Origin of the sequence: Rhizobium sp. Root708, from assembly GCF_001429725.1 — a bacterium.
Lineage (GTDB): Bacteria > Pseudomonadota > Alphaproteobacteria > Rhizobiales > Rhizobiaceae > Rhizobium.
In genome coordinates, this window is record NZ_LMHV01000040.1 from 12,862 (window position 1) to 34,299 (window position 21,438).

Genomic DNA, 21,438 nt, shown 5'->3' on the forward strand with positions numbered 1-21,438 from the left:
CCCTTAGTGGCAGGGGAAGCCGAGAAGATGCCGGCCGTCGTGCACGAATTCATGCACGTACATACCGTTGAAGAGCGCCATCGCGCCTTCCTCGGTGCCGACGAAATAGATGGCGATCAGCATCAGCAAACCGCCGAAGATCGCCCAGGGCAAGATCTCGCCAACGGGAATGGGCGCCGGAACCGAAACGGGCGTAAAAGTGGTGTCAGACATGTATTCCTCCTGGAATGACGCGTTCAGTCGAGAATTGTTGCGTGGTAGGGTCTGACTTCCAGTTTGAGGTATCCTCATCCTGGTCACAGTGGCGCGACCGCACCGGAATTTCACCGGCTTCCAAACCCACAACATCACCGTTATATCTGCGGCCTCGAACCTGTCAACGAAACTTCATACAGCGACAGGCCACCACTCCCGTTATCCGGAATCGACCCGAATGATGACGCGCCTCACCTGGATCTGTCACGGAGCAACCGCGGCCAATCGCGGTGCCCGCTTTCCCTTGGACGAGCCACTGGAGGAAGCCGCGTTTCAGGAAACCGTTGCCCTTGCCCAGTCGTTGCAACGCTCCGACCGGGCCTTCGTCAGCCCCACTCTGCGCACGCGACAGACGGCCGAGGCTCTTGGCGTGCCCTTTACTGTTTCCGCCGCGCTCGCCGAATGCGACTACGGTTACTGGAACGGCCAAAGCATGGCCGGCATTCAGGACAGCGACCCCGATGGCCTGACTGCCTGGCTCGCCACACCTGACGAGGCGCCGCATGGTGGCGAAAGCATTGCAATGGTCCGTGCCCGTGTCGAAGAGTGGATGGAAACCCACTCCGGCACCGGTGGGCACATAATCGCGATCACCCACGCGACGGTAATCCGGACGGCAGTGCTTGCAGCCTTGCAGGCACCACTTTCCTCTTTCTGGCGGATCGACATCGAGCCGCTCTCGCTCGTGCGAATGACCTGCAACGGAACGCGCTGGTCGCTTCGTTTCGGCGCGGCCTGAGACAGACTCATCTTTTATCAAGCGCCCTGCCGGCGATCAGCTTTACGCAAGGCAATTGCGCGATAGCTAAATTGCGCGACCTCTGAAAGGGCCGCGACCTTCATCAAGGAGGTTCGACCATGCCTTATGACTGGAGCGGGGCACGCGCACGGCGCTCTCGCATCATGCGACTGACCACTGCCGTTTGCGTTGTGTTGCTGTTTGTCAGCGTTTCGCTGTTCATGCATCTCTGATCGAGGTGGGCGGGCCCGCCGCTCGCCCTACCTCGTCTACCAATCCGCGTGGTCGGATCACTAGAAATCGCCCTCCGGTTTCAACAAACATTTCAGACTTCGGTGCTAAACCCGGCGATGGGTGGAGATGGAGTGAGGAATGCCGGTATTCTTCCGGAGCAGAGCCGGACGGCAATGTCTGTCACTCATAGCGCTGGGTATGGCGCTGTGGGTTGCCGGAGCGATGCTGGAATTTGGTTATTGGCTGGCGACCTTCGTCAGCGAGTTCGAGCCTTACGGCGCCGACAAGCTGGTACTTGCGCTCGCCATCGGTGGCGCCATGAGCTTTCTCTATTCCGTGCTTCGGATCGCCGACCTTCGCAAGGAGATGGATCAGCGTGCCAGGGCGGAGGCCAAGGCCGACTGGACGGCGACACACGACCATTTGACCCGTCTGCCGAACCGCTACGCATTCGAGCGCAAGGTCCTGCGCCGGAAGCCGTCTTCGGAAGACGATCCTGAGACCATCAGGAATGTCACCATTTTCTGCATCGATCTCGATGGCTTCAAGAAGGTCAACGATCTGATCGGTCACAATGGCGGCGACGCGCTGCTGATCGAAGTTTCCAAGCGAATCTGCGCCATCGGCAGTGCCGACTCCGTCTACCGCTTCGGTGGCGACGAGTTCATCGTCATTGCAGCCGGGTTTTCGGAGCAGCAGGAGCAACGCTTCGCGCGCCTCCTGATTCAAGCCGTGACGCGGCCGGTCCATATCCAGGGCTTCGCGGTCGAGGTGGGCGCGAGCGTCGGTTACGAGCGCTGGGCGGAAGGTCGGGAGCCGCTGGAGGAAGCTGCGCACCGCGCGGATCTAGCAATGTACGAGGCCAAGTCGCGTGGCCCGAACCATTATTTGGTGTTCGAAGCCGGCATGCGGGAAAAGGTAACGGTGCGGGCAGCGCTCGAAGCCAAGCTGCGTATCGCCATCCAGGAAAAGGCCCTACGCCCCTTCTATCAACCGCTCATCGACCTCAGGAACGGCGAGGTTTGCGGTTTCGAGGCGCTGGCGCGCTGGACGGACAGAGACGGCACCAGCATTCCGCCCACCACTTTCATCGCCATTGCCGAAGAGACCGGCCTCATTACCGCGCTGTTCGAGGACCTGCTCGACCAGGCCTGCCGCGATGCGCTGAACTGGCCGGACCATATCCGCCTGTCGTTCAACGTCTCGCCGGTGCAGATGGAGGACAAGCTTCTGACGACGCGCATCTTCCAGGTCCTCGCCGGAAGCGGCCTGAAGGCCCAGCGTCTCGAGATCGAGATCACGGAAAACGCACTCATCCAGGACCCCGCGGCGGCCGCCGCGATCCTGGCGGAACTCCACGACGCGGGCGTCCAGATCGCCCTGGACGACTTCGGCACCGGCTATTCGAGCCTTGCGCAGCTTGCCCGCTATCGTTTTGACAAGATCAAGATCGACAAGAGCTTCATCGCGACCTACCGGGAAGACGAGCGTCAGGAAAAGATCGTGCGCGCCATGCTGGGCCTCGGTCACAGCCTGAACATTCAGACGACGGCCGAGGGGATCGAGGAGCATCGTCAACTCAGCCACCTTCTCCAGCTCGGCTGCGACATCGGCCAGGGCTATCTTTTCGGCAAGCCCATGCCGGCAAACGAGACGCTGATCTTCCTGGAGCAGCGTGAAAAAACAGCCGCCGTCGGTTAATATCCGCAACATTAGCGAAATTTAATGGAACTTTCCCTCCGACGGACGCGTTTCTGCTCGAATCTTGCGGTCTTTTGACCGCATGCACGCTGTTCTTGTGTGCAGATTCACGCATGGGGCATTCGGCCCGGCGTCATAAGCAGACCATCCTGTCATAGGAGAGGGACTAAAATCATGAGTATCCGCATTATTACTGCGTCCGCAGCATTTCTCGCGTTTGCCGGAGTGGCATCGGCTGCCGACGTCGTCACTGAGACGCCACCGGAACCGGTCGCCCAGGCAGCAGCACCCGTATTTACCTGGAACGGCTTCTATGTCGGTCTGCAGGGCGGCGGCGCGTGGGGCAACGGCGACTTTTCGGGCATCGGATCGTCCAGTATGAACGGCGGCCTCATCACCGGCTTCGGTGGTTACAACTGGCAGCTCGACAACAACATCGTTCTCGGCGTTGAAGGCGATGCGTCGTACAATTGGAACAAGGAAACGATCGGCGGCGACGAATTCAAGTTCGACACGACGGGATCGGTTCGCGCCCGCGTCGGCTACGCCCTCGATCACGCCCTGCTTTACGGCGCGGCCGGTTGGACCGGCGCTCGTGGTCACGTCGACACGCCGCTTGGCGACGACAGCGCCACCTTCTCAGGCTGGACGGTCGGCGCAGGCGTCGACTACGCCTTCACCGACAATGTCTTCGGCAGGCTCGAATATCGCTACAACGACTACGGCAGCAAGAACCTGCTCGGCATCGACACCGACTTCAACCAGAATGTGGTGACTGTAGGCGTCGGCGTTAAATTCTGACGCATAGCAACTAGGCTGTCCAAATATCGAAGGCCCGGACAAGATCCGGGCCTTTTTTCATGGCTGCATAGCGGCGCCCGGCTTTGAGAGTGGCCGCGTATTTCGGGCACGAATAGAAAGCTGTTCAAAACCTGTTTCACAGAGTGCATGCGCCGCGACCGCAGCGCAAACATTAATGTATGGTTAATTACTAACAGATAGAATCAAAGCAAATTCAATACGATAGTGAGAATCTGTCGTCCTGGATGATATTGCCGAAAAGGTGGTCGATGCGAATTTCCCTGATACTTTCCATGGTGGCGGCGGCATTGACGATCCTGCCCAGCGAAGGCTCCGCGGGCTCGATGCTGCGCGCCTCACGCTCGATAGGCGCCCCGATCGGTTTTCCATCCGCTTGCGCGCGTTATGCCTGGCTGTGCCACAATCAGGGTGGCGGCAAGATCGGCGATGATGCCGCCATGCCGCTCCTGCAGCGGGTCAACCGCAGCGTCAACGCCAGCGTAAGGCCTGCGCTGGACATTACGACATCAGGAAAGTCGGAATACTGGTCCCTGCCGATCGACAGCCGCGGCGATTGCGAGGACTACGCGCTTCTCAAGCTGAAAACGCTCCTCGATTCGGGCTTTCCATCCAACAAGCTGTCCATGTCCGTCGTGCTTGATCGCCGCGGCAACAACCACGTCGTGCTTTTGGCAAGACTGAAGGCGGGCGACTATGTGTTGGACAATCTGTCCGGAAGTGTCAGAACCTGGGAAAGCACCGGCTACACGTTTCTCGCCAGCCAGAACTTCAGCAACAAGGGAGCATGGCAGGTAACGCTTGCCGGCCCACGCGCCGGACAGTTCTCGGGAACCTGATTTTCGGCTAGCCGCCGCAACAAGCACGTCGATGTCGTGAGGTTTAGATTTGATAAGGCCCGGGCGGTGACCCGGGCCTTATTTTCTTTCGGTTCGGTGCTGGCCGCGCGTTGCGCGACCATCACCGTTTCCTTCAGGGATCTGTTATTCGGCCGTTCCGCTATTGGCGCTGGAACCGCCAGATCCTCTGTTGTGCCCGTGACCGCTAGGTCAAGTGGGGCCACCCGATCCACCACCAGGACCACCATGGCCGCCGCCAGGACCGCCGGAGCCGCCACCGGGACCACCCGAGCCGCCGCCAGGACCRCCSGARCCGCCRCCGGGACCRCCGGAGCCGCCACCGGGACCACCCGAGCCGCCGCCAGGACCGCCGGARCCGCCACCGGGACCACCCGAGCCGCCGCCAGGACCACCAGGTCCACCGGGACCACCAGGTCCACCAGGTCCACCGGGACCACCAGGTCCACCGGGACCACCAGGTCCACCGGGATCGCCAGGCCCACCAGGTCCCTTAGGTCCATGACCGTGGCCACTTTGCTGGCCCCATCCGCCGGCATGATCCCTGCCGCCGTGATGTTTCGGCCCATGACCGTCGTTATCGCGCGGATCTTTCGGTCCGCCCCATGGGCCACCCCATGGTCCGCCCCAAGGACCCCTTGGTCCATGACCATTGTGATCGCCGCCGGCGTGGTCATGACCTCTCGGTCCAGGACCATTGTGATCGCCCGGGTCTCCAGGACCATGGCCATGGCCATGGCCTCTCGGTCCAGGACCGTTGTGATCGCCTGGATCGCCAGGCCCGTGACCGTGACCATGGCCGTGTTGGCCTCTCGGTCCGGGACCATTGTGATCACCCGGGTCGCCAGGACCGTGACCATTGCCATGCCCCTTCGGTCCATGGCCGTCATGGTGGCCCTTCCCGTGTCCCTTATGGTCACGATCGTGATGCCGATGGTGGCGACCATGGCCGCGGCCATTGTCATCGTCGTCGTCATCGCCTGGATCGGAAACGCTGCCGGAGCCGGTGCTCGCCGTTTCAGTGCCATTCGACGACCCGCCGCGTCCGCCGCGATCATGGTTGTCGTCGAGGAACGGGTTGTCGAAGATCGTTTGGACCGGGAAGCAAAGGCGCTCCTCAATCGATCCTGGTATGACGTTATTGCAGTTCAGATTGAGCGACTGCGCGCCCGCCAGGCTGGTTCCCGCCAGTAGAAATCCGACACCGACGGAGAGCTTGATTAGAGTTCTGTTCATATTGCTCACTCCCATAGTTAACGTGACGTCAACGAGGTAGTGTTATATTAGGGTGGACTAATTTTGAAAGGAGACATAAAACATAGGGGGCGTACTCAATTCGGCTGCAATTGCATTATTAAGTACTACGGTGTCATCCAATGGTAGGAACCGAGCATTTATGAAGCAAAACAAGGAGATTTATATGCGGCGAATTATGGCAATTCTGGGTTTTGTTGTATCTATTCCTGCCCTTTCTAGTCAAAGCTTTGCTGGATCAGAAATTCCAGCCAGCAGATCTATTGCAGCTCCGATCGGTTTTAGTTCCGCATGTGCACGTTACGGCTGGGTTTGCCGTAACAATAGTGGCGGCAGGGTCGGGGACGGCGAAGCGCTTCGTGCATTACAGCAAGTCAATCGATACGTTAACTCCCGGGTCACGCCGGTGGAGGATCGCACCACAACGGGACGTTCTGAGTATTGGTCCCTTCCCGTCAACAATCGGGGCGATTGTGAAGATTATGCGCTCCTGAAGATGAAGACGCTTATCGATGTCGGGTTCCCGGCCAACAAATTGGCTCTCTCGGTCGTACTTGACCGTCGCGGTGGAAACCATCTCGTTCTGCTCGCCCGGTTGCCCTCCGGCGATTACGTGCTGGACAATCTGAGCGGCAGCGTAAAGCCGTGGCACCGCACGGGATATACCTTCCTCGCCAGCCAGAACTTCAAGAGGAAAGGCAGCTGGCAAGTAACGCTGGCAGGCCCACGCGCGAGCCAGTTTATCAAGAGCTGATGCGCCGCGCGTTGCGAAAACATGAAATCGGGCCGCCTCAGCGGCCCTTTTTCGTTGAGAAGAGCACGGCCTGAGCCTAAGCGGTCGGATCCGCCTCCCGTAGCCGGTAGCCGACGCCCGTTTCCGTCGTGATGTACTGCGGTTGATCGGGTGCTTCTTCGATCTTCTGGCGCAACTGCCGGACATAGACGCGCAGATACTGCACATCCGCGGCTGGCCCCCAAATCTGTTTCAGCAGAAACTGGTGTGTTAGCACCTTGCCTGCGTGCTGAGCAAGCACGCGGAGAATATCGTATTCCTTCGGCGACAGCTTGATCTCCCGCTCGTCCACCTTGACGATGCGCTTGACCAGATCGATCGACAGCCCCCCAGTGCGGAAGATGGCCTTCTCTCCCTGCTGCTGCAGGCGATGACGCAGCGCGACCCGGATCCGCGCGCCGAGCTCGTTCATGCCGAACGGCTTCGTCACATAATCGTCCGCCCCGGTCTCCAGCGCCTTGACGATCCCGGCCTCGTCCGTTCGGCTCGACAGGATGACGACAGGCGTGGCAATCCCCTGCTCCCGCCATTCCCGCAACAGGTCGTGGCCAGGTGTATCCGGCAGGCCGAGATCGAGGACGATCAGGTCGGGCGGCGTCTCCTCGGCTGAGCGGCGCGCAGCAGCGGCATCGGCCGCTTCCTGCACGTCATAACCCTGCGCCGTCAAACCGACGCGCAACAGCCTGCGGATCGGCGGCTCGTCATCGACGACGAGAATTTTCACGGGTGAACCGGTCATTTGAATTCTTCCAGCTTGGGAGTGTCGTGGGGTCTCGGAAGACGGATCGTAAAGATCGCCCCCTGGTGGTCGGTGCGGTTTCCGGCAACGATCCTGCCCCCCATCGCCTCAATGAAACCGCGGCAGATAGAAAGGCCGAGCCCGGTCCCGGCGCGCACCTGATCGCCCTTCCGAACGCGATAGAAGGTATCGAAGATGCGATCGAGATCACCCGGGGGAATTCCGGGCCCCGCATCCCCTACCTGCACCAGCACCTGATCGCCGCTCGCCCAGCCCTTGATATCGATGACAGTATCCTCGGGGGCATACTTCGCGGCGTTGTCGAGCAGATTGAACAGCACCTGCTCGAGGAGCACCGGATCGACGCGAACCGCGGGAAGATCCTCGGCTATCCTGACCTCGATCGAGTGATGCACGAGAATCTTGGCGGCGCGGCGCAGCGAGGTGCCGACGATGTCGCCGACATCGTGCAAGGCGTAATTCGGCTCCATGGCGCCGGATTCGATCCGCGTCATGTCGAGAAGATTAGCGATGAACCGGTTGAGCCGTTCGGATTCGTCGACCACAGTGGACAGGAGATCGCGCCTGTCTTCTTCCGGAAGCGACGCGAAATAGTCGCGCAAGGTGGTCGACGCGCCAAGGACGGCGGCAAGCGGCGTCTTCAGATCATGCGAGATCGACGTCAGCAGCGCCGAGCGCAACCGGTCCGCTTCGGCCGCAAGTTTTGCCTGGTCGACATCGGCAACCAGTTGCACGCGTTCGATCGCGAGTGCCGCCTGGTCGGCGAGCGCATCGAGCAGGCGCTGTTGCTCCGGGGTCAGGAGCGGACCCTCGCGTCGATCGCTATCCAGCCCGATCACCCCGACCGCCGTGCGCCCGGTTCGCAGCGGCACATACAGGCGCTTGGCGCCCGGCAGCGTGTCCGCGCCGCGTCCGGCCGCATGGTTGTGCTCCCACGCCCAGCGCGCCGCGGCGATATCCGCGTCGTCGAGCGTATCATCAGGTGGATAGCCGGCCCTGACGGCGATGGTTCCGTCCTCCGGCAACAGCAGCACGACCCGGACCTTCAGCATCGACGCGATCTGGAACGCGGTCGCCCAGAGTACGTCGTCAAGCGTGCCGGTGCCGGCAAGCTTCTTGGAAAACAGATGGAGATCTTCGGTCGTTCGGGCGCGCTGCCGCGCCGCGGATGCCTGCCGCTGGACCGTAGCCGTCAGGTTGCTGGCGATGACCGCCACGCCCAGGAAGAAGAAAAGGGCAAGCACACTGTCCGGATCGCTGATCGTCAGCGTGTAGCGCGGCTGCAGGAAGAAGAAGTTGAACGACAGCGCCCCGATCACGCAGGCATAGAGCGCGGGACGCAGACCGTGGAGCACGGCCGATGTCAGCACCGCCATGAGGAACACGAGCGCAAGGTTACGGACATCCAAGACCTGGTCGAGAACGATCCCGGCGCCGAGCGCGACGACGACGTAGACCGTTGCCAGCAGATAGGCTCGGATATCGAAGGGAGTAGCTGGCGCTGCCGACTTCACGCCGCGCTGCGGCGACGCCGCCAGCTCGTCACCGGAGATGACATGAACGCTGATGTGCCCCGCCTTGCGGATCAACAGGCCGGCCGTGGACGGGCGCAGCCAGTCACGCCATGCCGGCTGGCGGGGCGCGCCGATGACAATGTGCGTGACATTGTTCGATCCAGCGTAACGCATCAGCTCTTCCGAAACCTCGCGTCCCGGAAGGGTGATGGCTTCGCCGCCCAGCTGTTCGGCAAGCCGCAGGTTGGCCGCGATCGCATCGCGCTGCGCTTCACTGAGATTGATGGAACGATTGGTCTCGACATAGACCGCGGCCCAGGGCGCCCGTAGCCGCGACGCCATTCGCGCGGCGTAGCGCACCAGCGACGCCGAACTCGTGTGGTCGTCAATCGAAACGAGAACGCGCTCCCCGGCAGCCCAGGGACCGGAAATCGCGTGCGCCTGCATGTGGTTGAGCAGCTGATCGTCCACACGCTGCGCCGTCTTGCGCAGCGCCAGCTCGCGAAGGGCCGTCAGATTGCCGGGCGTGAAATAGTTGGTGAGCGCCCTCTCCGCGGTCTTCGGAAAGTACACCTTCCCGTCGTGAAGCCGCTTGATGAGATCGTCGGGCGTCAGATCGATGATTTCGACGTCATCCGCCATGTCCACGATGGAATCCGGAACCGTCTCGCGCACCCGGATGCGCGTGATCTGCGAGACGACGTCATTCAGGCTCTCGATGTGCTGAACGTTCAGTGCCGAATAGACATCGATGCCCCGATCCAGCAGTTCCTTTACATCGAGATAACGCTTCGGATGCCGGCTGCCGTCGGCATTCGTGTGTGCAAGTTCATCGACGAGAACAAGATCCGGCTTGCGCGCGAGGATGGCATCGAGGTCCATCTCCTCGAGCTTGCGCCCCTTGTAGTCCACCATCACGCGCGGAATGATCTCGAACCCGTCGAGGAGTGCTTCGGTTTCGACGCGACCGTGCGTCTCGACGATGCCGACGACGACATCGACGCCGTCAGCAATCTTCGCCCGTCCGGACATCAGCATTTCGTAAGTCTTGCCGACGCCGGGAGCAGCTCCCAGAAAGATTTTCAGCCGCCCTCTGCCCTCGGCCTGCGCCTTTTCGAGCAACGCTTCCGGCGACGGCCTCAAATTCTGGTCACGAACGTCTTCTGGCATCGGTTCTCGGTTCATCGCGTGGCCCGCAGGGCGTGCGGGCAATCTATCTTATCTAACCGTTGTGCTGTCCAGCTTCTCGTTGAGAGCAAGAACGTTTACAACGGGTTCGCCGAGAACCGCGAGTTCACGGGGCTCCACGGCGGCATCGACCAGCGCCTTCAGCTTGGCCTCATCGATGCCGCGCGCCTTGGCGACGCGAGGCACCTGAAAATAGGCGGCATCAGGAGAGATGTGCGGATCGAGACCGCTGCCCGAAGCGGTCACAAGATCGGCCGGAACCTCGGCATCGGGATTGGTCGCCTTGGCCGCCTCGTAGTCCGTCTTGACGCGGTCGAGCAGCTTCTGGCTCGTCGGCCCAAGGTTGGAGCCGGACGAGCTGGCGGCATTGTAGCCGTCACCCGCCGCGGAAGGCCTGCCGTGGAAGTAGCGATCACTGGTGAAGGATTGCCCGATCAACGTCGATCCGACGACCGTTCCGTCCTTCTCGATGAGGCTGCCATTCGCCTGGGCCGGAAGGATTGCCTGGGCAATCCCGGTCATCCCCAGCGGATAGAGGAGACCGGCTATCGCGGTTGTTGCGACGATCATGACGATTGCGGGACGCAGTTGTTTCAACATGAGCTTTCTCCTTAGGCGAGGCCGATTGCGGTGATCAGCATGTCGATCGCCTTGATACCAATGAACGGAACGATGATGCCGCCGAGGCCATAGACCAGCAGGTTGCGGGACAGCAGCGCGCCTGCGCCGACCGGCCGGTAGCGAACGCCCCTCAGCGATAGCGGAATGAGGGCGATAATGATCAGGGCGTTGAAGATGATCGCCGACAGGATCGCGCTTTGCGGGGTTGCCAGACCCATGACGTTCAACTTCGACAACTGCGGGTAGAAGGTCAGAAACATCGCCGGAATGATCGCGAAGTATTTGGCGACGTCGTTCGCGATGGAGAACGTCGTCAGGGCGCCGCGCGTCATCAACAGCTGCTTGCCGATCTCGACGATCTCGATGAGTTTTGTCGGGTCGCTGTCGAGGTCGACCATGTTGCCGGCCTCGCGGGCGGCGACCGTACCCGTGTTCATCGCCACGCCGACATCGGCCTGAGCGAGCGCCGGCGCATCATTGGTGCCGTCGCCGCACATCGCGACCAGCTTGCCCTTTGCCTGTTCCTCGCGGATCAGCGATAGCTTGTTTTCAGGGGTCGCCTGCGCCAGGAAATCGTCGACACCGGCTTCGGCCGCGATGGCCGCTGCCGTCATCGGATTGTCGCCGGTGATCATAACCGTGCGGATACCCATGCGCCGCAGCTCCGCGAAGCGCTCGCGAATGCCGCCCTTGACGATATCCTTGAGCTGGATGACCCCGAGCAGGCGCCCGTCGCGAGCGACGGCCAGAGGCGTTCCGCCAGCCTTCGCGATCTCGTCGGCGATGGCCTGAAGCTCGCGCACGCTCTCGCTGTTGGAACGCAGCGCAATGACCGCGTTACCAGACGCCAGCGTCGCGCCACCATCGACGTAAGCGAGCACGGCATCGACAGCACCCTTGCGGATCAGGGAACCCTCGAGGTCCACGCCGCTCATGCGCGTTTGCGCGGTGAATGGCACGAAGGTCGCCTTCAAGGTGCCCATGTCACGACCACGCAGGCCGTATTTCTCTTTGGCGAGCACCACGATGGAACGGCCTTCCGGCGTCTCGTCGGCAAGCGATGCGAGTTGGGCTGCATCGGCAAGTTCTTGCTCGCTGACACCGTGTACGGGACGGAAAGAGGTCGCCTGGCGATTGCCGAGCGTGATCGTGCCTGTCTTGTCGAGGAGCAGCGTATCGACGTCGCCAGCAGCTTCGACGGCGCGTCCGGACATGGCAAGCACGTTGAACCGCACCAGCCGATCCATGCCGGCGATACCGATAGCGGAGAGCAGCGCGCCGATCGTCGTCGGGATAAGCGTGACGAACAGGGCAACGAGAACGATGATCGGGATCGAGCCTCCGGCATAGGCGGCAAAGCTTGGAATGGTCGCCGTGGCGAGCACGAAGATCAGCGTCATACCAGCCAGCAGGATGTTGAGCGCGATTTCGTTTGGCGTCTTCTGGCGTTCCGCTCCTTCGACGAGCGCGATCATGCGATCGAGGAAGGTGGAACCTGCGGCAGCCGTGATCCGGACGCGGATCCAGTCGGAGAGAACCTGCGTTCCACCCGTGACGGCGGAGCGGTCACCGCCGGATTCGCGGATGACGGGCGCCGACTCGCCGGTGATGGCGGCTTCGTTGACCGAAGCGACGCCTTCGACGACCTCGCCGTCGGAGGGGATGATGTCGCCCGCCTCGACTAGAACGACGTCACCGACCTTCAGGCTGGTGCCCGGCACCATGCGGTACGTCGTACCGTTGCCGGCAGCCAGCAGCTTCGCCTGGGTTTCCGTGCGCGCCTTGCGCAGTGAGTCCGCCTGTGCCTTGCCTCGCCCTTCGGCAACGGCCTCGGCAAAATTCGCGAACAGAACGGTGAACCAGAGCCAGAGATTGATCTGGAAGGAAAAGCCGAGATTGTCGCCACCGGTGACGAGGTCACGAATGAACAGAACCGTGGTGAGCGCCGACACCGTGGCGACGACGAACATCACCGGGTTTCTGGCGAGTGCCCGGGGATCGAGCTTCCGGAAGGAAGCGCCGATCGCCGGTACGAGAATGCGAGAATCGAGAATACTCGCGGATTTTGCCTGGCCCATAAGAGAACTCCAGCCTTTAAAAACGAGGATACGAAGACCGCATTGGCGGTCAGCCCGAAATCAGTTTGAACGCGGCGGCCGCCACCAGCAGCGCGGCCAGCATCACGAGAATGACGTTGGTGGCGCGTGTCGTGCCGCCTTCCACCCGCCCCGACGAACCGGGGCGGGTGAGATGTCTATGGCGCTTGAAGTGCCGTACCAGCATGGTCGCGCCTCAGAACGTCTGGCCGGCGATCGCCACCAGGTGCTCGATAACAGGTCCAAGCGCCAGCGACGGGAAGAAGGTCAGTCCGCCGACGATCACGATGGTACCGGTGAGCAGGCCGACGAAGAGCGGGCCATCGGTCGGGAACGTGCCCGATGAAGCCGGGACGGTCTTCTTGGCGACCAGCGAGCCGGCGATAGCAAGTGCTGGAATGATCACGAGGAAGCGGCCGACAAGCATGCCGATGCCGAGGGTGATGTTGTACCAGGGCGTGTTGCCGGTCAGTCCGCCGAAAGCCGAACCGTTGTTGGCTGCAGCCGAAGTGTAGGCATAGAGGATCTCCGAGAAGCCATGCGGCCCGGCCGTCCCGACCGACGCAACGGCCGAGGGAAGAACGGAGGCGATGGCGGTGAAGACCAGCATCGCAAGCGGCAGGCAGAGAATGGCGAGCACGGCCATCTTCATTTCCTTCGCCTCGATCTTCTTGCCGAGATACTCGGGCGTGCGACCGACCATCAGGCCTGCCACGAAGATCGCGATGATGACGAACAGCAGGATGCCGTAGAAGCCAGCGCCGACGCCGCCGACGATCACCTCGCCAAGCTGCATGTTGATCAGCGGAACAAGACCGCCGAGCGCCGTGAAGCTGCCATGCATGGCGTTGACTGCGCCGCAGGATGCAGCCGTGGTGATGACGGCAAAGAGCGACGACATTGCCACGCCGAACCGCACTTCCTTGCCTTCCATGTTGCCGCCGCCAAGACCGAAGGCGTGCATCAGCGGATTGCCCGCGGCTTCAGCCCAATAGGTAACGGTCACGCCGATGAGGAAAAGCACGAACATGCTGGCAAGAATTGCCCAGCCCTGGCGCTGGTTTCCGACCATCCGGCCGAACACGTTCGTCAATGCTGCGCCGATCGCGAAGATCGATACCATCTGTATGAGGTTCGAGATTGCATCCGGGTTTTCGAACGGGTGGGCGGAGTTGACGTTGAAGAAGCCGCCACCATTGGTGCCGAGCATCTTGATCGCCAGCTGCGAAGCAACAGGACCGAGAGCGATGGTCTGCTTAGCGCCTTCAAGCGTCGTTGCCTCGACATAGGGGCCGAGCGTCTGCGGCACGCCAAGATAGACAAAGACCAGAGTGAGAACGATGCAGAGCGGGAGCAGCACATAAAGGGTTGCCCGCACCATATCGACCCAAAAATTGCCGACAACCTTGCCGGACGCCCGGGAGAAGGCGCGGATGAACGCCATCGCAATGGCAATGCCGGTCGCTGCGGAAACGAAGTTCTGCACCGTCAGACCCGCCATCTGGGTCAGGTAGGACATCGTGCTTTCGCCGCCGTAGTTCTGCCAGTTGGTATTGGTCACGAAACTGACGGCGGTGTTGAAGGAAAGCTCAGGCCCAACCGCGCTCATCCCGGCGGGGTTATAGGGAAGCACGGCCTGGAACCGCATGAGCGCGTAGAGAACGAACACGCCGAGCAGATTGAACATCAGCATGGCGATGGCATAGGAGGTCCAATGCTGCTCCTCGCGGTCGCTGGTGCCCGCCGCAGCGTAGAGCACGCGCTCCACGGGTGCGAGAACGGGAGACAAGAAGGTGCGTTCGCCACTGAAGACGCGCGTCATGTAGCTGCCGAGCGGCTTGACGAGCGCAAGAACGATCCCGCAAAAAAGCAGGATCTGAAGCCATCCGTTGAGGGTCATGGTGGTTGCTTTCAATACCCGGGCTTGAAGATCAGAAGCGCTCGGGGCGAATGAGGGCGTAGGTAAGGTAAACCGCTAGGAACAGCGTTACCGCGCCGCTGAGAACGTAATCGAAGGTCATGGGTCTTACTCCGGCCTAAAGCCCGTCGCAGGCTTTTGTGTAAGCGATGCAGAGCGCGAAGAAGACGACCGTGAAACCGAGTAGAACGATGTCGATCATCGATCATCACTCCTTGTGTGTTGAATGGCAGAACCGCGCAGCGGCACATGTTGCCCTGCGCGTTCCGGAACTATTGTCGGAACGATCGGGAGATCTTCCGCGTGTTAATATGCAGCCGCAGGCCATAAAGGTTCGAGACGAGCGACCCGGCGCGGATATAAAAATCTGATAAATGCCCGCACGGTCTGCCGAGCGGCAAGGGCCCTCATCGATCGTGCACGAGCAGGTTGAAAACCGGCGGCGCTGCGACAATTCCTCTTGAATAGAGAGGGGCAATGGATGCGGCGGGCATTGGTAAGCAACGGCGGCGCTGTGATTGCGCTATTGGCGCTCTATTTCACTGTCCAGTTTGCCGTCCGGCTCTCGCTGCCATCAGGGCTGCGTTTCGATGAATCCCAGCAGGCGTTCTTTTCGCAATGGCTGACATGGGGCTATGACAGCCAGCCGCCGCTTTACAACTGGATACAGGCGATCGTCGTCGCGCTCTTCGGCCTCTCGCTGGCGACGCTCTCGGCAACCAAGAATCTCATGCTGTTCGGCGTCTATGCAAGTTACTATACCCTTGCTCGCAGCCTGATGCGCAACAAGGCGCTGGCCGTGGTTGCCGTGTTCTCGCTGTTCACCATGCCGCAGGTAGTCTGGGAAGCGCAGCGTGATCTCACCCACAGCGTCATTGAAATGATGATGGTTTGCCTGACATTGCTGGCAGCCGTCCGGACGATCCGCAAACCGAGCTATATCGCCTATGCCCTGACGGGCGTTGCCATCGGTTTGGGATTGCTGACAAAGTACAATTACGCCGTCATAGCCGCCGCACTCTTCATAGCCGTCGCCGCCCATCCGATCGGGCGCAAACGCATTCTGGACCGGCGTATTATTCTCACACTCGCCATTGCCGTACTGACATGTCTTCCGCATGCCCTCTGGGTCGTCTCGGACATCGACCTGGCAACTGGTCGCACGCTCGGCATCATGCAGCAGCATGGAAGCGAAAGCCGTCTCGCCGCTGCGTTGAAGGGGCCGCTCGAACTTCTGTGGCTGATCGTGTTGATATCCGCGCCAACCTGCGTGGTGTTGCTCCTGATCGCGCGCCGCTCGTTGCTTGTCTGCTACAAGGCCGACAGCGAGTGGTCCCGTTTTCTGGGGATCTTCCTGCTCGCATCTTTCACGCTGCTGCTGATGCTCATCGTCGGCTTCCAGATGACATCGCTGCGCGATCGCTGGTTCGTGCCGTTCCTGTTTCTCGTGCCGCTCTATATCTGCCTCAAGCTCGAGGCGTCAGGCATCGACGGCAACCGCCTTGCGATGCGTTTCCTGCCGGTCGCGATGATCGTGATGGTGCTTGTGCCTTGCGCCCTTCTGGTCCGCGTCAACCTTTCAGGTCTGTTGCATAGCTACGAAGCCTACAATGTCCCGTATGCCACGTTCGTGCGCACACTCCTCGCCGAGGAGAACAAGGCGCCGGCGCTGGTGCTGACGGATGACTGGAAGCCTTCAGGCAACCTGAAGCTCCAGCTCCCCAAGGTGCCGGTCATGTCGCTGTATTTCGGCAATCTGCGCACCACATACGACTGGCAGCCGGATAAGCCCGTGCTTCTCGTCTGGGAAGGCGGCACGACCGCTCCGCAATGGAACCCACGCCTGAAGGATTGGATCGACAGCCAGCTCGGCTCCGCTTACAGCGACGCACCGGTCAAACAGATGGCGATCCCCTACGACCGTGGCGACGGCCGCGATAGCTTTCTCTTCGACTACGTCTGGCTGTACCCGCATCCTGGATGAGGGGAAATAAATCTGAAGCGGCGCAACTGATCCGCGAAGGCCTAGCTCCGGCAGAAACAAAGGAGCCCCGCTTCGTCAGCGGGGCTAAGTCTCAGAAGTGGTGGATCTGATCACCGGCGCGTTAACGCAGGAACGGCAAGAAGGTTCCAACGATCAACCGCCGACACCCTCATAAAGCACGCATTCGCCGGCTCTCCATCTTGTCTGACACGCAACTGAAGACCGGCACGTCACAAAGTTGATATTGGCAGGCAGCTAATATGCCAACGAGAACATCACGCTCGCGATGTTCTTTTCCTCCCAACTGGCCCGCTTCGGCGGGTCTTTTCTGTTGATCGCGCCGAGGTGCTGTGCGACGATCCAGCGTTTCCTGGGCAACTGGCTGGACAACGTGATGAAACGCTTTGTTTGTGCGGTCGGAAAATTCGGCACTTTTTCCGTGATTGACCTGATGACCGGCCATCCGGCCGATGCGGGCGCCACCTCGATCTTCCTGACCCGTTTGGAGGCGCTGCGGCTCGCAGGTCAACTGGAACAGGAGCGAGGCTTTTCTCGAAATGTAGCGATCCACCAGGGAATGGCGTCCAAGGATTCCTTGGTAAGTCTGGCCGCGAAAGAATACCGGCAGTGCCCCTTCACCAACTGAGGCAGGCCTGGCCAAACTCGCGCCCGATGGAGCGAGACAAGCGGGGCGCGCATCCGCTGATGGCGACGAGCAGAGGCCCGGGGTCGAGACCTCTGCTCATCGTTAGACCATGTGAACAAATCCGCCAATTTGTCCGCGAAGTGAGATTGCCGGGAACTGCTTAACAGTTGCTTGCCGCTGAGACTGAGCTTTCAACCGCGATTGTTCGGCATCCGGCTACACAAGTGCATCTGCAAATTGCAGGACATCTTGCGGCTGGCCGCTCAAAAAATGCGGCCGACGCTGAAAGCAACAGGGACGTCACAAGTTGACGTTGAGCGACCGAGAAACGGCTCCCACAGAGCATGAAAGGGGATCGCTGCCGTGATTTACTTGACGTAGATCACCAGATTCCCGTTGCGCGCCTTCACCGCCCATTCGATGTCCTTCGGCGTCAGCTTTTTCTGCTTCAGCTGACCGACGAGCCACTTGTTCGACTGCGCCGCGTCGCGAATTTCCTTGACGTGCGCTTCGCTGCCCTGCTGCGGATGAGCACCGGTTTCCGAGAAGTCCGCGGTGCGGTAGCTGACGATGGTGATCCGCTTCCCTTGATATGCCCTGATAGTCGCGGGAAGGTTCTCGTCCCAGTTCTGTCTACGATACTCGCGCCGCGTCTGCTGCGCATCGGCGGGGATGACGGTTGCCACGGTGGACAAGGCAACCAGCAGTGAGACAATGATGTTTCGCATATTCCGTCCTCCAATCGAAACCGATGGAGATTAGGCGCACAACGCCGCATCTTGCATTGCGTGGAATCAATCGAGCGCAGCAAAATTCTCATTTCAGCCCGCGATTTGGGTGACAGCGACAGCTTACCGCTTTGGGGTTACTTCAAACATATAGCTGCTGGCCTCCGCACAAATGAAATAAGACTTTTCTAGATCAGACGATCATCAACCACGCATCGGCGATCGGATTTAAAGATGGATACGCTCAGCCCCAGCGAATTCGCCCGATATACTTGCGATATCATCACCGACTCCGCGAAACTGGCGGAGTTGGAGGCTGATTGGAACGCGCTCTGGCTGAAAGCCAAGGGCTCGTTTTATCAGAGCTTCTCCCTTGTCCATCACAGCTGGAAGGAGATTGCCGGACCTGCCGGCCGATCGCTTTTCTGCGTCGTGATCCGCGACAAGGGGGCGATGGTCCTTGTCTTCCCCATGGTGCGATATCGCAAGGGGCCTCTCCTGATGATCCGGCCCCTCGGCCCGAACGCCGCCGAAACCACGGATATGCTTGTCGATCCCGACACGGACCGGCAGGCCGTGGTGACCAGGGCCTGGCGAACCATTGAGAGGGGAGCGAAGGCCGACATAATCCATATGCCTTTCATCAAGGTCGGATCGACGCTGGATCAGCTGGTTCAGCGCAGGCGAAATTTCGAGCGCGATGCGGAGATCGCGCCCTTTGCCGATCTGCAGGACCAGACGGACTGGGAAACGTACCAGAAAATCATCGGCACAAACTCCAGGCAGCAGTTGAACCGAAAGCGCAAGCGGCTCTCCGAACTCGGGGAATTTACGTTCGTCGAAATCGATCCCGTCGCAAATCCGGAACGCACGACGGAACTGCTGGAGTGGATGTTCGCCCAGAAGCAGATCTGGGCGGAACGGGCCGGAAAAGACTGGAACATGATCAGCTCGCAGGAATATCGAGACTTCCTGTACCGCTGGATCACGGACCCCAACAATATCCAGCAGATGCGTATCTACACCATCGAGATCGACAAGATGCCGATCGCGATGAAGCTGGCGGCCTACGGTGTCTCTCACCTCGACCTCATCATCGCGGCCTTCCACTCGGATCCGCAGTACGCGAAGTATTCGCCGGGGTTCGTGCTCGACGAGTTCTGGATGAAAATCGTGTTCGAGAAGCGCCTGAACGTCGATTTTGGCGCAGGCAGCGAGCCCTACAAGCTGTTCTGGTCGCGAAACGCCAAGAACGATCTGGCGAACTACCGTATCCCGGATACGCTCGCCGGAGCCACGGCGATCCATCTGTGGCGGCTGAAACGCCGCGTGGCCGCGCATCTGGCAGCGCGCCGGAAACGCCAGGCCGCGCCGGTGCCAGCCTGAAGCCGAAGGCGAGATTGCGGATCAAGCTCTACAGCGCATGGGATACGACACCATAGCCGTGGGATAGTCAGTAACTGCACGTCCAGTTGTTGGTAGGCCTGAAACCACCGTCGCAAGCAGGGTTCTCCGACGTGCGCGGATTGTAGTAATTGTCGGCCGGATTATGATTTGGGCCGGTCGTGCAGGCTGAAGTGAGTGCAGCCACAATGATCACTATTCCCACAGTGACGAACGTGTGAATTCTACCCATTGGATTTCCTCGCGACGGCTTCGCTCACGTAGAAAATGCTGCGTTACCGAGACGGATTCAAGGGCATGCCCCGATTGAGTTTCGGAACATCCCTCGGCGGTCGTGGTTCGGTTGCGCGGAGGAGAGCCATCGTCGGAGTTTTCCCACGCGTTCCGGCAGCTTATGGCGGCCGCAATTACCGAGCCGAGCCCTGTGGCGCATGCCTATAGCATAAGACTCAAGGCTATCTATCCAGCCGGGTCAAATCGGATTTGTCGGGGATAAAGATGGTAGCGGGGGGCGGAATTGAACCGCCGACCTCAGGGTTATGAATCCTGCGCTCTCACCAACTGAGCTACCCAGCCATCTACCAACGATGCCGTTTGCGAAGCGTCCGGCCCGTCGAATGAGCGGCTTATATGGCGAGCCTTGCGGTCATGTCAAGCGCAGGAGTGAGAAAATGCCCGAGAGTTTTCAGGCCGCGACAGCACTCGCCAGCAACGCCTTCAAAGAGGCTTCAGCAGCCGGTTCGCGTTCCGAGCGCTCGATAAAACCGCCGCCGTAAACGCGGGCGTCGTCACCAGGTGCGGAGTAGAGGGCACAGGCCTGTCCCGGCGCAATGCCGGCTTCGCCAACGGAAAGATCGACGTAAATCCCGCGCTGATCGGCATGGAGAACGGCTGGCGTCGGCGCGCGCGTCGAGCGCACCTTGGCGAAGCAGGCAAAGCCCTCACCGGCGGCCGCATCCACAAGCGCCGTATCGCCGAGCCAGTTGACGTCGCGCAGGTAGACGCGGTGGGTTTCCAACGCTTCCTTCGGCCCGACGATCACCCGCCGCGAACGCGCGTCGAGATAGACCACGTAGAGCGGCTCGCCGGTCGCAATGCCGATGCCGCGGCGCTGGCCGATCGTATAGTGCAGGATGCCCTCGTGCTGGCCGAGTACGCGGCCGTCGAGGTGCACGATATCGCCTGATAGTGCCGCGTTCGGCTTCAGCTTGTTGATGACATCGGTGTACTTGCCTTGCGGCACGAAACAGATGTCCTGGCTATCCGCCTTCTTGGCGACGACGAGACCCATTTCCTCCGCCAGCTTGCGGGTCTCCGCCTTCGGCAGGCCGCCGAGCGGGAAGCGCAGATAGTCGATCTGCTCCTGGGTCGTGGCAAACAGGAAATAGCTCTGGTCGCGGTCGGCATCGGCCGGCCGGTAGAGCGCGCGGCGGCTGGCATTACCCGGCGCCGGATTGCGGCGCGAGCGGATATAATGCCCCGTTGCCAGCGCATCGGCGCCGAGTTCCTTTGCGGTCGCAAGCAGATCGGCGAACTTGACCGTCTGGTTGCAGGACACGCAAGGGATCGGCGTTTCGCCGGCCACGTAGCTTTCCATGAACGGATTGATGACGGTGTCGCGGAAGCGCTTTTCGTAATCCAGCACGTAGTGCGGTATCCCGAGCGTCTCGCAGACCCGACGGGCGTCATCGATATCCTGTCCCGCGCAGCAGGAGCCGGCGCGATGGACAGCAGCTCCGTGGTCGTAGAGCTGCAGCGTGATACCGAGGACATCATAGCCCTGCTGCTTCAGGATGCCTGCCACGACAGAGCTGTCGACGCCGCCGGACATCGCCACGACAACGCGCGTATCTTCCGGCTTCTTGTCAAAATCCAGTGTGTTCACGGGTAGCTGCCAATTCTTAAAGCGGTCCGGAACCGCCCTGCC

General features: G+C 60.7%; 20 protein-coding genes and 1 tRNA gene. 9 read left to right on the forward strand and 12 right to left on the reverse strand.

Annotated elements, in window-relative coordinates:
- Nucleotides 1-3: 3 nt before the first annotated feature.
- On the reverse strand, nt 4-213 hold the full coding sequence (locus ASE04_RS19305) for a CbtB domain-containing protein (protein WP_037182520.1): 210 nt from the start codon (nt 211-213) through the stop codon (nt 4-6).
- A 220-nt stretch (nt 214-433) separates the two neighbouring features.
- Here ASE04_RS19305 and ASE04_RS19310 point away from each other — a divergent pair, with 220 nt between their 5' ends.
- From ASE04_RS19310 to ASE04_RS19325, 4 genes are all read left to right on the forward strand, one after another.
- Nucleotides 434-994 (forward strand): histidine phosphatase family protein, encoded by a 561-nt coding sequence (locus ASE04_RS19310; protein ID WP_200960745.1) that lies wholly within the window; start codon nt 434-436, stop codon nt 992-994.
- A gap of 372 nt (nt 995-1,366) precedes the next feature.
- Nucleotides 1,367-2,929: a putative bifunctional diguanylate cyclase/phosphodiesterase gene (locus ASE04_RS19315; RefSeq protein WP_056820561.1), complete on the forward strand. Its 1,563-nt coding sequence runs from the start codon at nt 1,367-1,369 to the stop codon at nt 2,927-2,929.
- A gap of 174 nt (nt 2,930-3,103) precedes the next feature.
- Nucleotides 3,104-3,730, forward strand: coding sequence for an outer membrane protein (locus ASE04_RS19320; protein ID WP_056820573.1), 627 nt, complete (start codon nt 3,104-3,106; stop codon nt 3,728-3,730).
- A gap of 275 nt (nt 3,731-4,005) precedes the next feature.
- A complete protein-coding gene (locus tag ASE04_RS19325) occupies nt 4,006-4,587 on the forward strand; it encodes a transglutaminase-like cysteine peptidase (protein WP_443216897.1) in 582 nt (193 codons plus the stop codon).
- Here the strand turns inward: ASE04_RS19325 and ASE04_RS31935 are convergent.
- Nucleotides 4,494-5,465, reverse strand: a complete 972-nt coding sequence (locus ASE04_RS31935; protein WP_156408840.1) for a hypothetical protein — start codon at nt 5,463-5,465, stop codon at nt 4,494-4,496. The two genes, ASE04_RS19325 and ASE04_RS31935, sit on opposite strands and share 94 nt — an antisense overlap.
- Nucleotides 5,466-5,469: 4 nt before the next feature.
- Between ASE04_RS31935 and ASE04_RS30790 the strand changes: the two genes are divergently transcribed.
- Nucleotides 5,470-5,799: a hypothetical protein gene (locus tag ASE04_RS30790; protein ID WP_156408841.1), complete on the forward strand. Its 330-nt coding sequence runs from the start codon at nt 5,470-5,472 to the stop codon at nt 5,797-5,799.
- A 226-nt stretch (nt 5,800-6,025) separates the two neighbouring features.
- Nucleotides 6,026-6,613 (forward strand): transglutaminase-like cysteine peptidase, encoded by a 588-nt coding sequence (locus ASE04_RS19335; protein ID WP_056821442.1) that lies wholly within the window; start codon nt 6,026-6,028, stop codon nt 6,611-6,613.
- 76 nt (nt 6,614-6,689) lie between these two features.
- Here ASE04_RS19335 and ASE04_RS19340 read toward each other — a convergent pair whose 3' ends face one another.
- Genes ASE04_RS19340 through ASE04_RS19365 form a run of 7 tightly spaced genes read right to left on the reverse strand, consistent with a single transcriptional unit; the run spans nt 6,690 to nt 14,852 of the window.
- On the reverse strand, nt 6,690-7,391 hold the full coding sequence (locus ASE04_RS19340) for a response regulator (RefSeq protein WP_056820585.1): 702 nt from the start codon (nt 7,389-7,391) through the stop codon (nt 6,690-6,692).
- Nucleotides 7,388-10,096 carry a sensor histidine kinase gene (locus tag ASE04_RS19345; RefSeq protein ID WP_056820596.1) on the reverse strand — a complete coding sequence of 903 codons (2,709 nt, stop codon included), beginning with the start codon at nt 10,094-10,096 and terminating at the stop codon, nt 7,388-7,390. The genes ASE04_RS19340 and ASE04_RS19345 overlap by 4 nt, the downstream gene beginning before the upstream one ends.
- A gap of 48 nt (nt 10,097-10,144) precedes the next feature.
- Nucleotides 10,145-10,714, reverse strand: coding sequence for a potassium-transporting ATPase subunit KdpC (gene kdpC, locus ASE04_RS19350; RefSeq protein ID WP_056820602.1), 570 nt, complete (start codon nt 10,712-10,714; stop codon nt 10,145-10,147).
- A gap of 11 nt (nt 10,715-10,725) precedes the next feature.
- Nucleotides 10,726-12,813, reverse strand: a complete 2,088-nt coding sequence (gene kdpB, locus ASE04_RS19355) for a potassium-transporting ATPase subunit KdpB (protein ID WP_056820607.1) — start codon at nt 12,811-12,813, stop codon at nt 10,726-10,728.
- Between the two features lie 49 nt (nt 12,814-12,862).
- Entirely contained in the window at nt 12,863-13,018 is a 156-nt protein-coding gene (locus ASE04_RS31240; protein ID WP_200960746.1) for a hypothetical protein, read from the reverse strand.
- A 9-nt stretch (nt 13,019-13,027) separates the two neighbouring features.
- Nucleotides 13,028-14,731, reverse strand: a complete 1,704-nt coding sequence (kdpA, locus tag ASE04_RS19360; protein WP_056820610.1) for a potassium-transporting ATPase subunit KdpA — start codon at nt 14,729-14,731, stop codon at nt 13,028-13,030.
- A 31-nt stretch (nt 14,732-14,762) separates the two neighbouring features.
- A complete protein-coding gene (locus ASE04_RS19365; protein ID WP_056820613.1) occupies nt 14,763-14,852 on the reverse strand; it encodes a K(+)-transporting ATPase subunit F in 90 nt (29 codons plus the stop codon).
- Between the two features lie 378 nt (nt 14,853-15,230).
- Here ASE04_RS19365 and ASE04_RS19370 point away from each other — a divergent pair, with 378 nt between their 5' ends.
- Complete coding sequence (locus ASE04_RS19370; protein WP_056820617.1) at nt 15,231-16,733, forward strand: glycosyltransferase family 39 protein; 1,503 nt, start codon at nt 15,231-15,233, stop codon at nt 16,731-16,733.
- A 286-nt stretch (nt 16,734-17,019) separates the two neighbouring features.
- The gene (locus tag ASE04_RS19375) at nt 17,020-17,379 is read left to right on the forward strand and encodes a hypothetical protein (protein WP_056820620.1); all 360 of its coding nucleotides are present in this window, start codon (nt 17,020-17,022) and stop codon (nt 17,377-17,379) included.
- A 368-nt stretch (nt 17,380-17,747) separates the two neighbouring features.
- Here the strand turns inward: ASE04_RS19375 and ASE04_RS19380 are convergent, their stop codons facing one another.
- Nucleotides 17,748-18,107, reverse strand: a complete 360-nt coding sequence (locus ASE04_RS19380) for a hypothetical protein (RefSeq protein ID WP_056820623.1) — start codon at nt 18,105-18,107, stop codon at nt 17,748-17,750.
- Nucleotides 18,108-18,341: 234 nt separating this feature from the next.
- On the opposite strand from ASE04_RS19380, the gene ASE04_RS19385 reads away from it, so the two are divergent.
- Entirely contained in the window at nt 18,342-19,493 is a 1,152-nt protein-coding gene (locus ASE04_RS19385; protein WP_056820626.1) for a GNAT family N-acetyltransferase, read from the forward strand.
- A 517-nt stretch (nt 19,494-20,010) separates the two neighbouring features.
- Here the strand turns inward: ASE04_RS19385 and ASE04_RS19390 are convergent.
- Nucleotides 20,011-20,087: transfer RNA gene (locus tag ASE04_RS19390), tRNA-Met, on the reverse strand.
- A 109-nt stretch (nt 20,088-20,196) separates the two neighbouring features.
- Nucleotides 20,197-21,396 carry a tRNA 2-thiouridine(34) synthase MnmA gene (mnmA, locus tag ASE04_RS19395; RefSeq protein ID WP_056821444.1) on the reverse strand — a complete coding sequence of 400 codons (1,200 nt, stop codon included), beginning with the start codon at nt 21,394-21,396 and terminating at the stop codon, nt 20,197-20,199.
- Between the last annotated feature and the right edge of the window lie 42 nt (nt 21,397-21,438).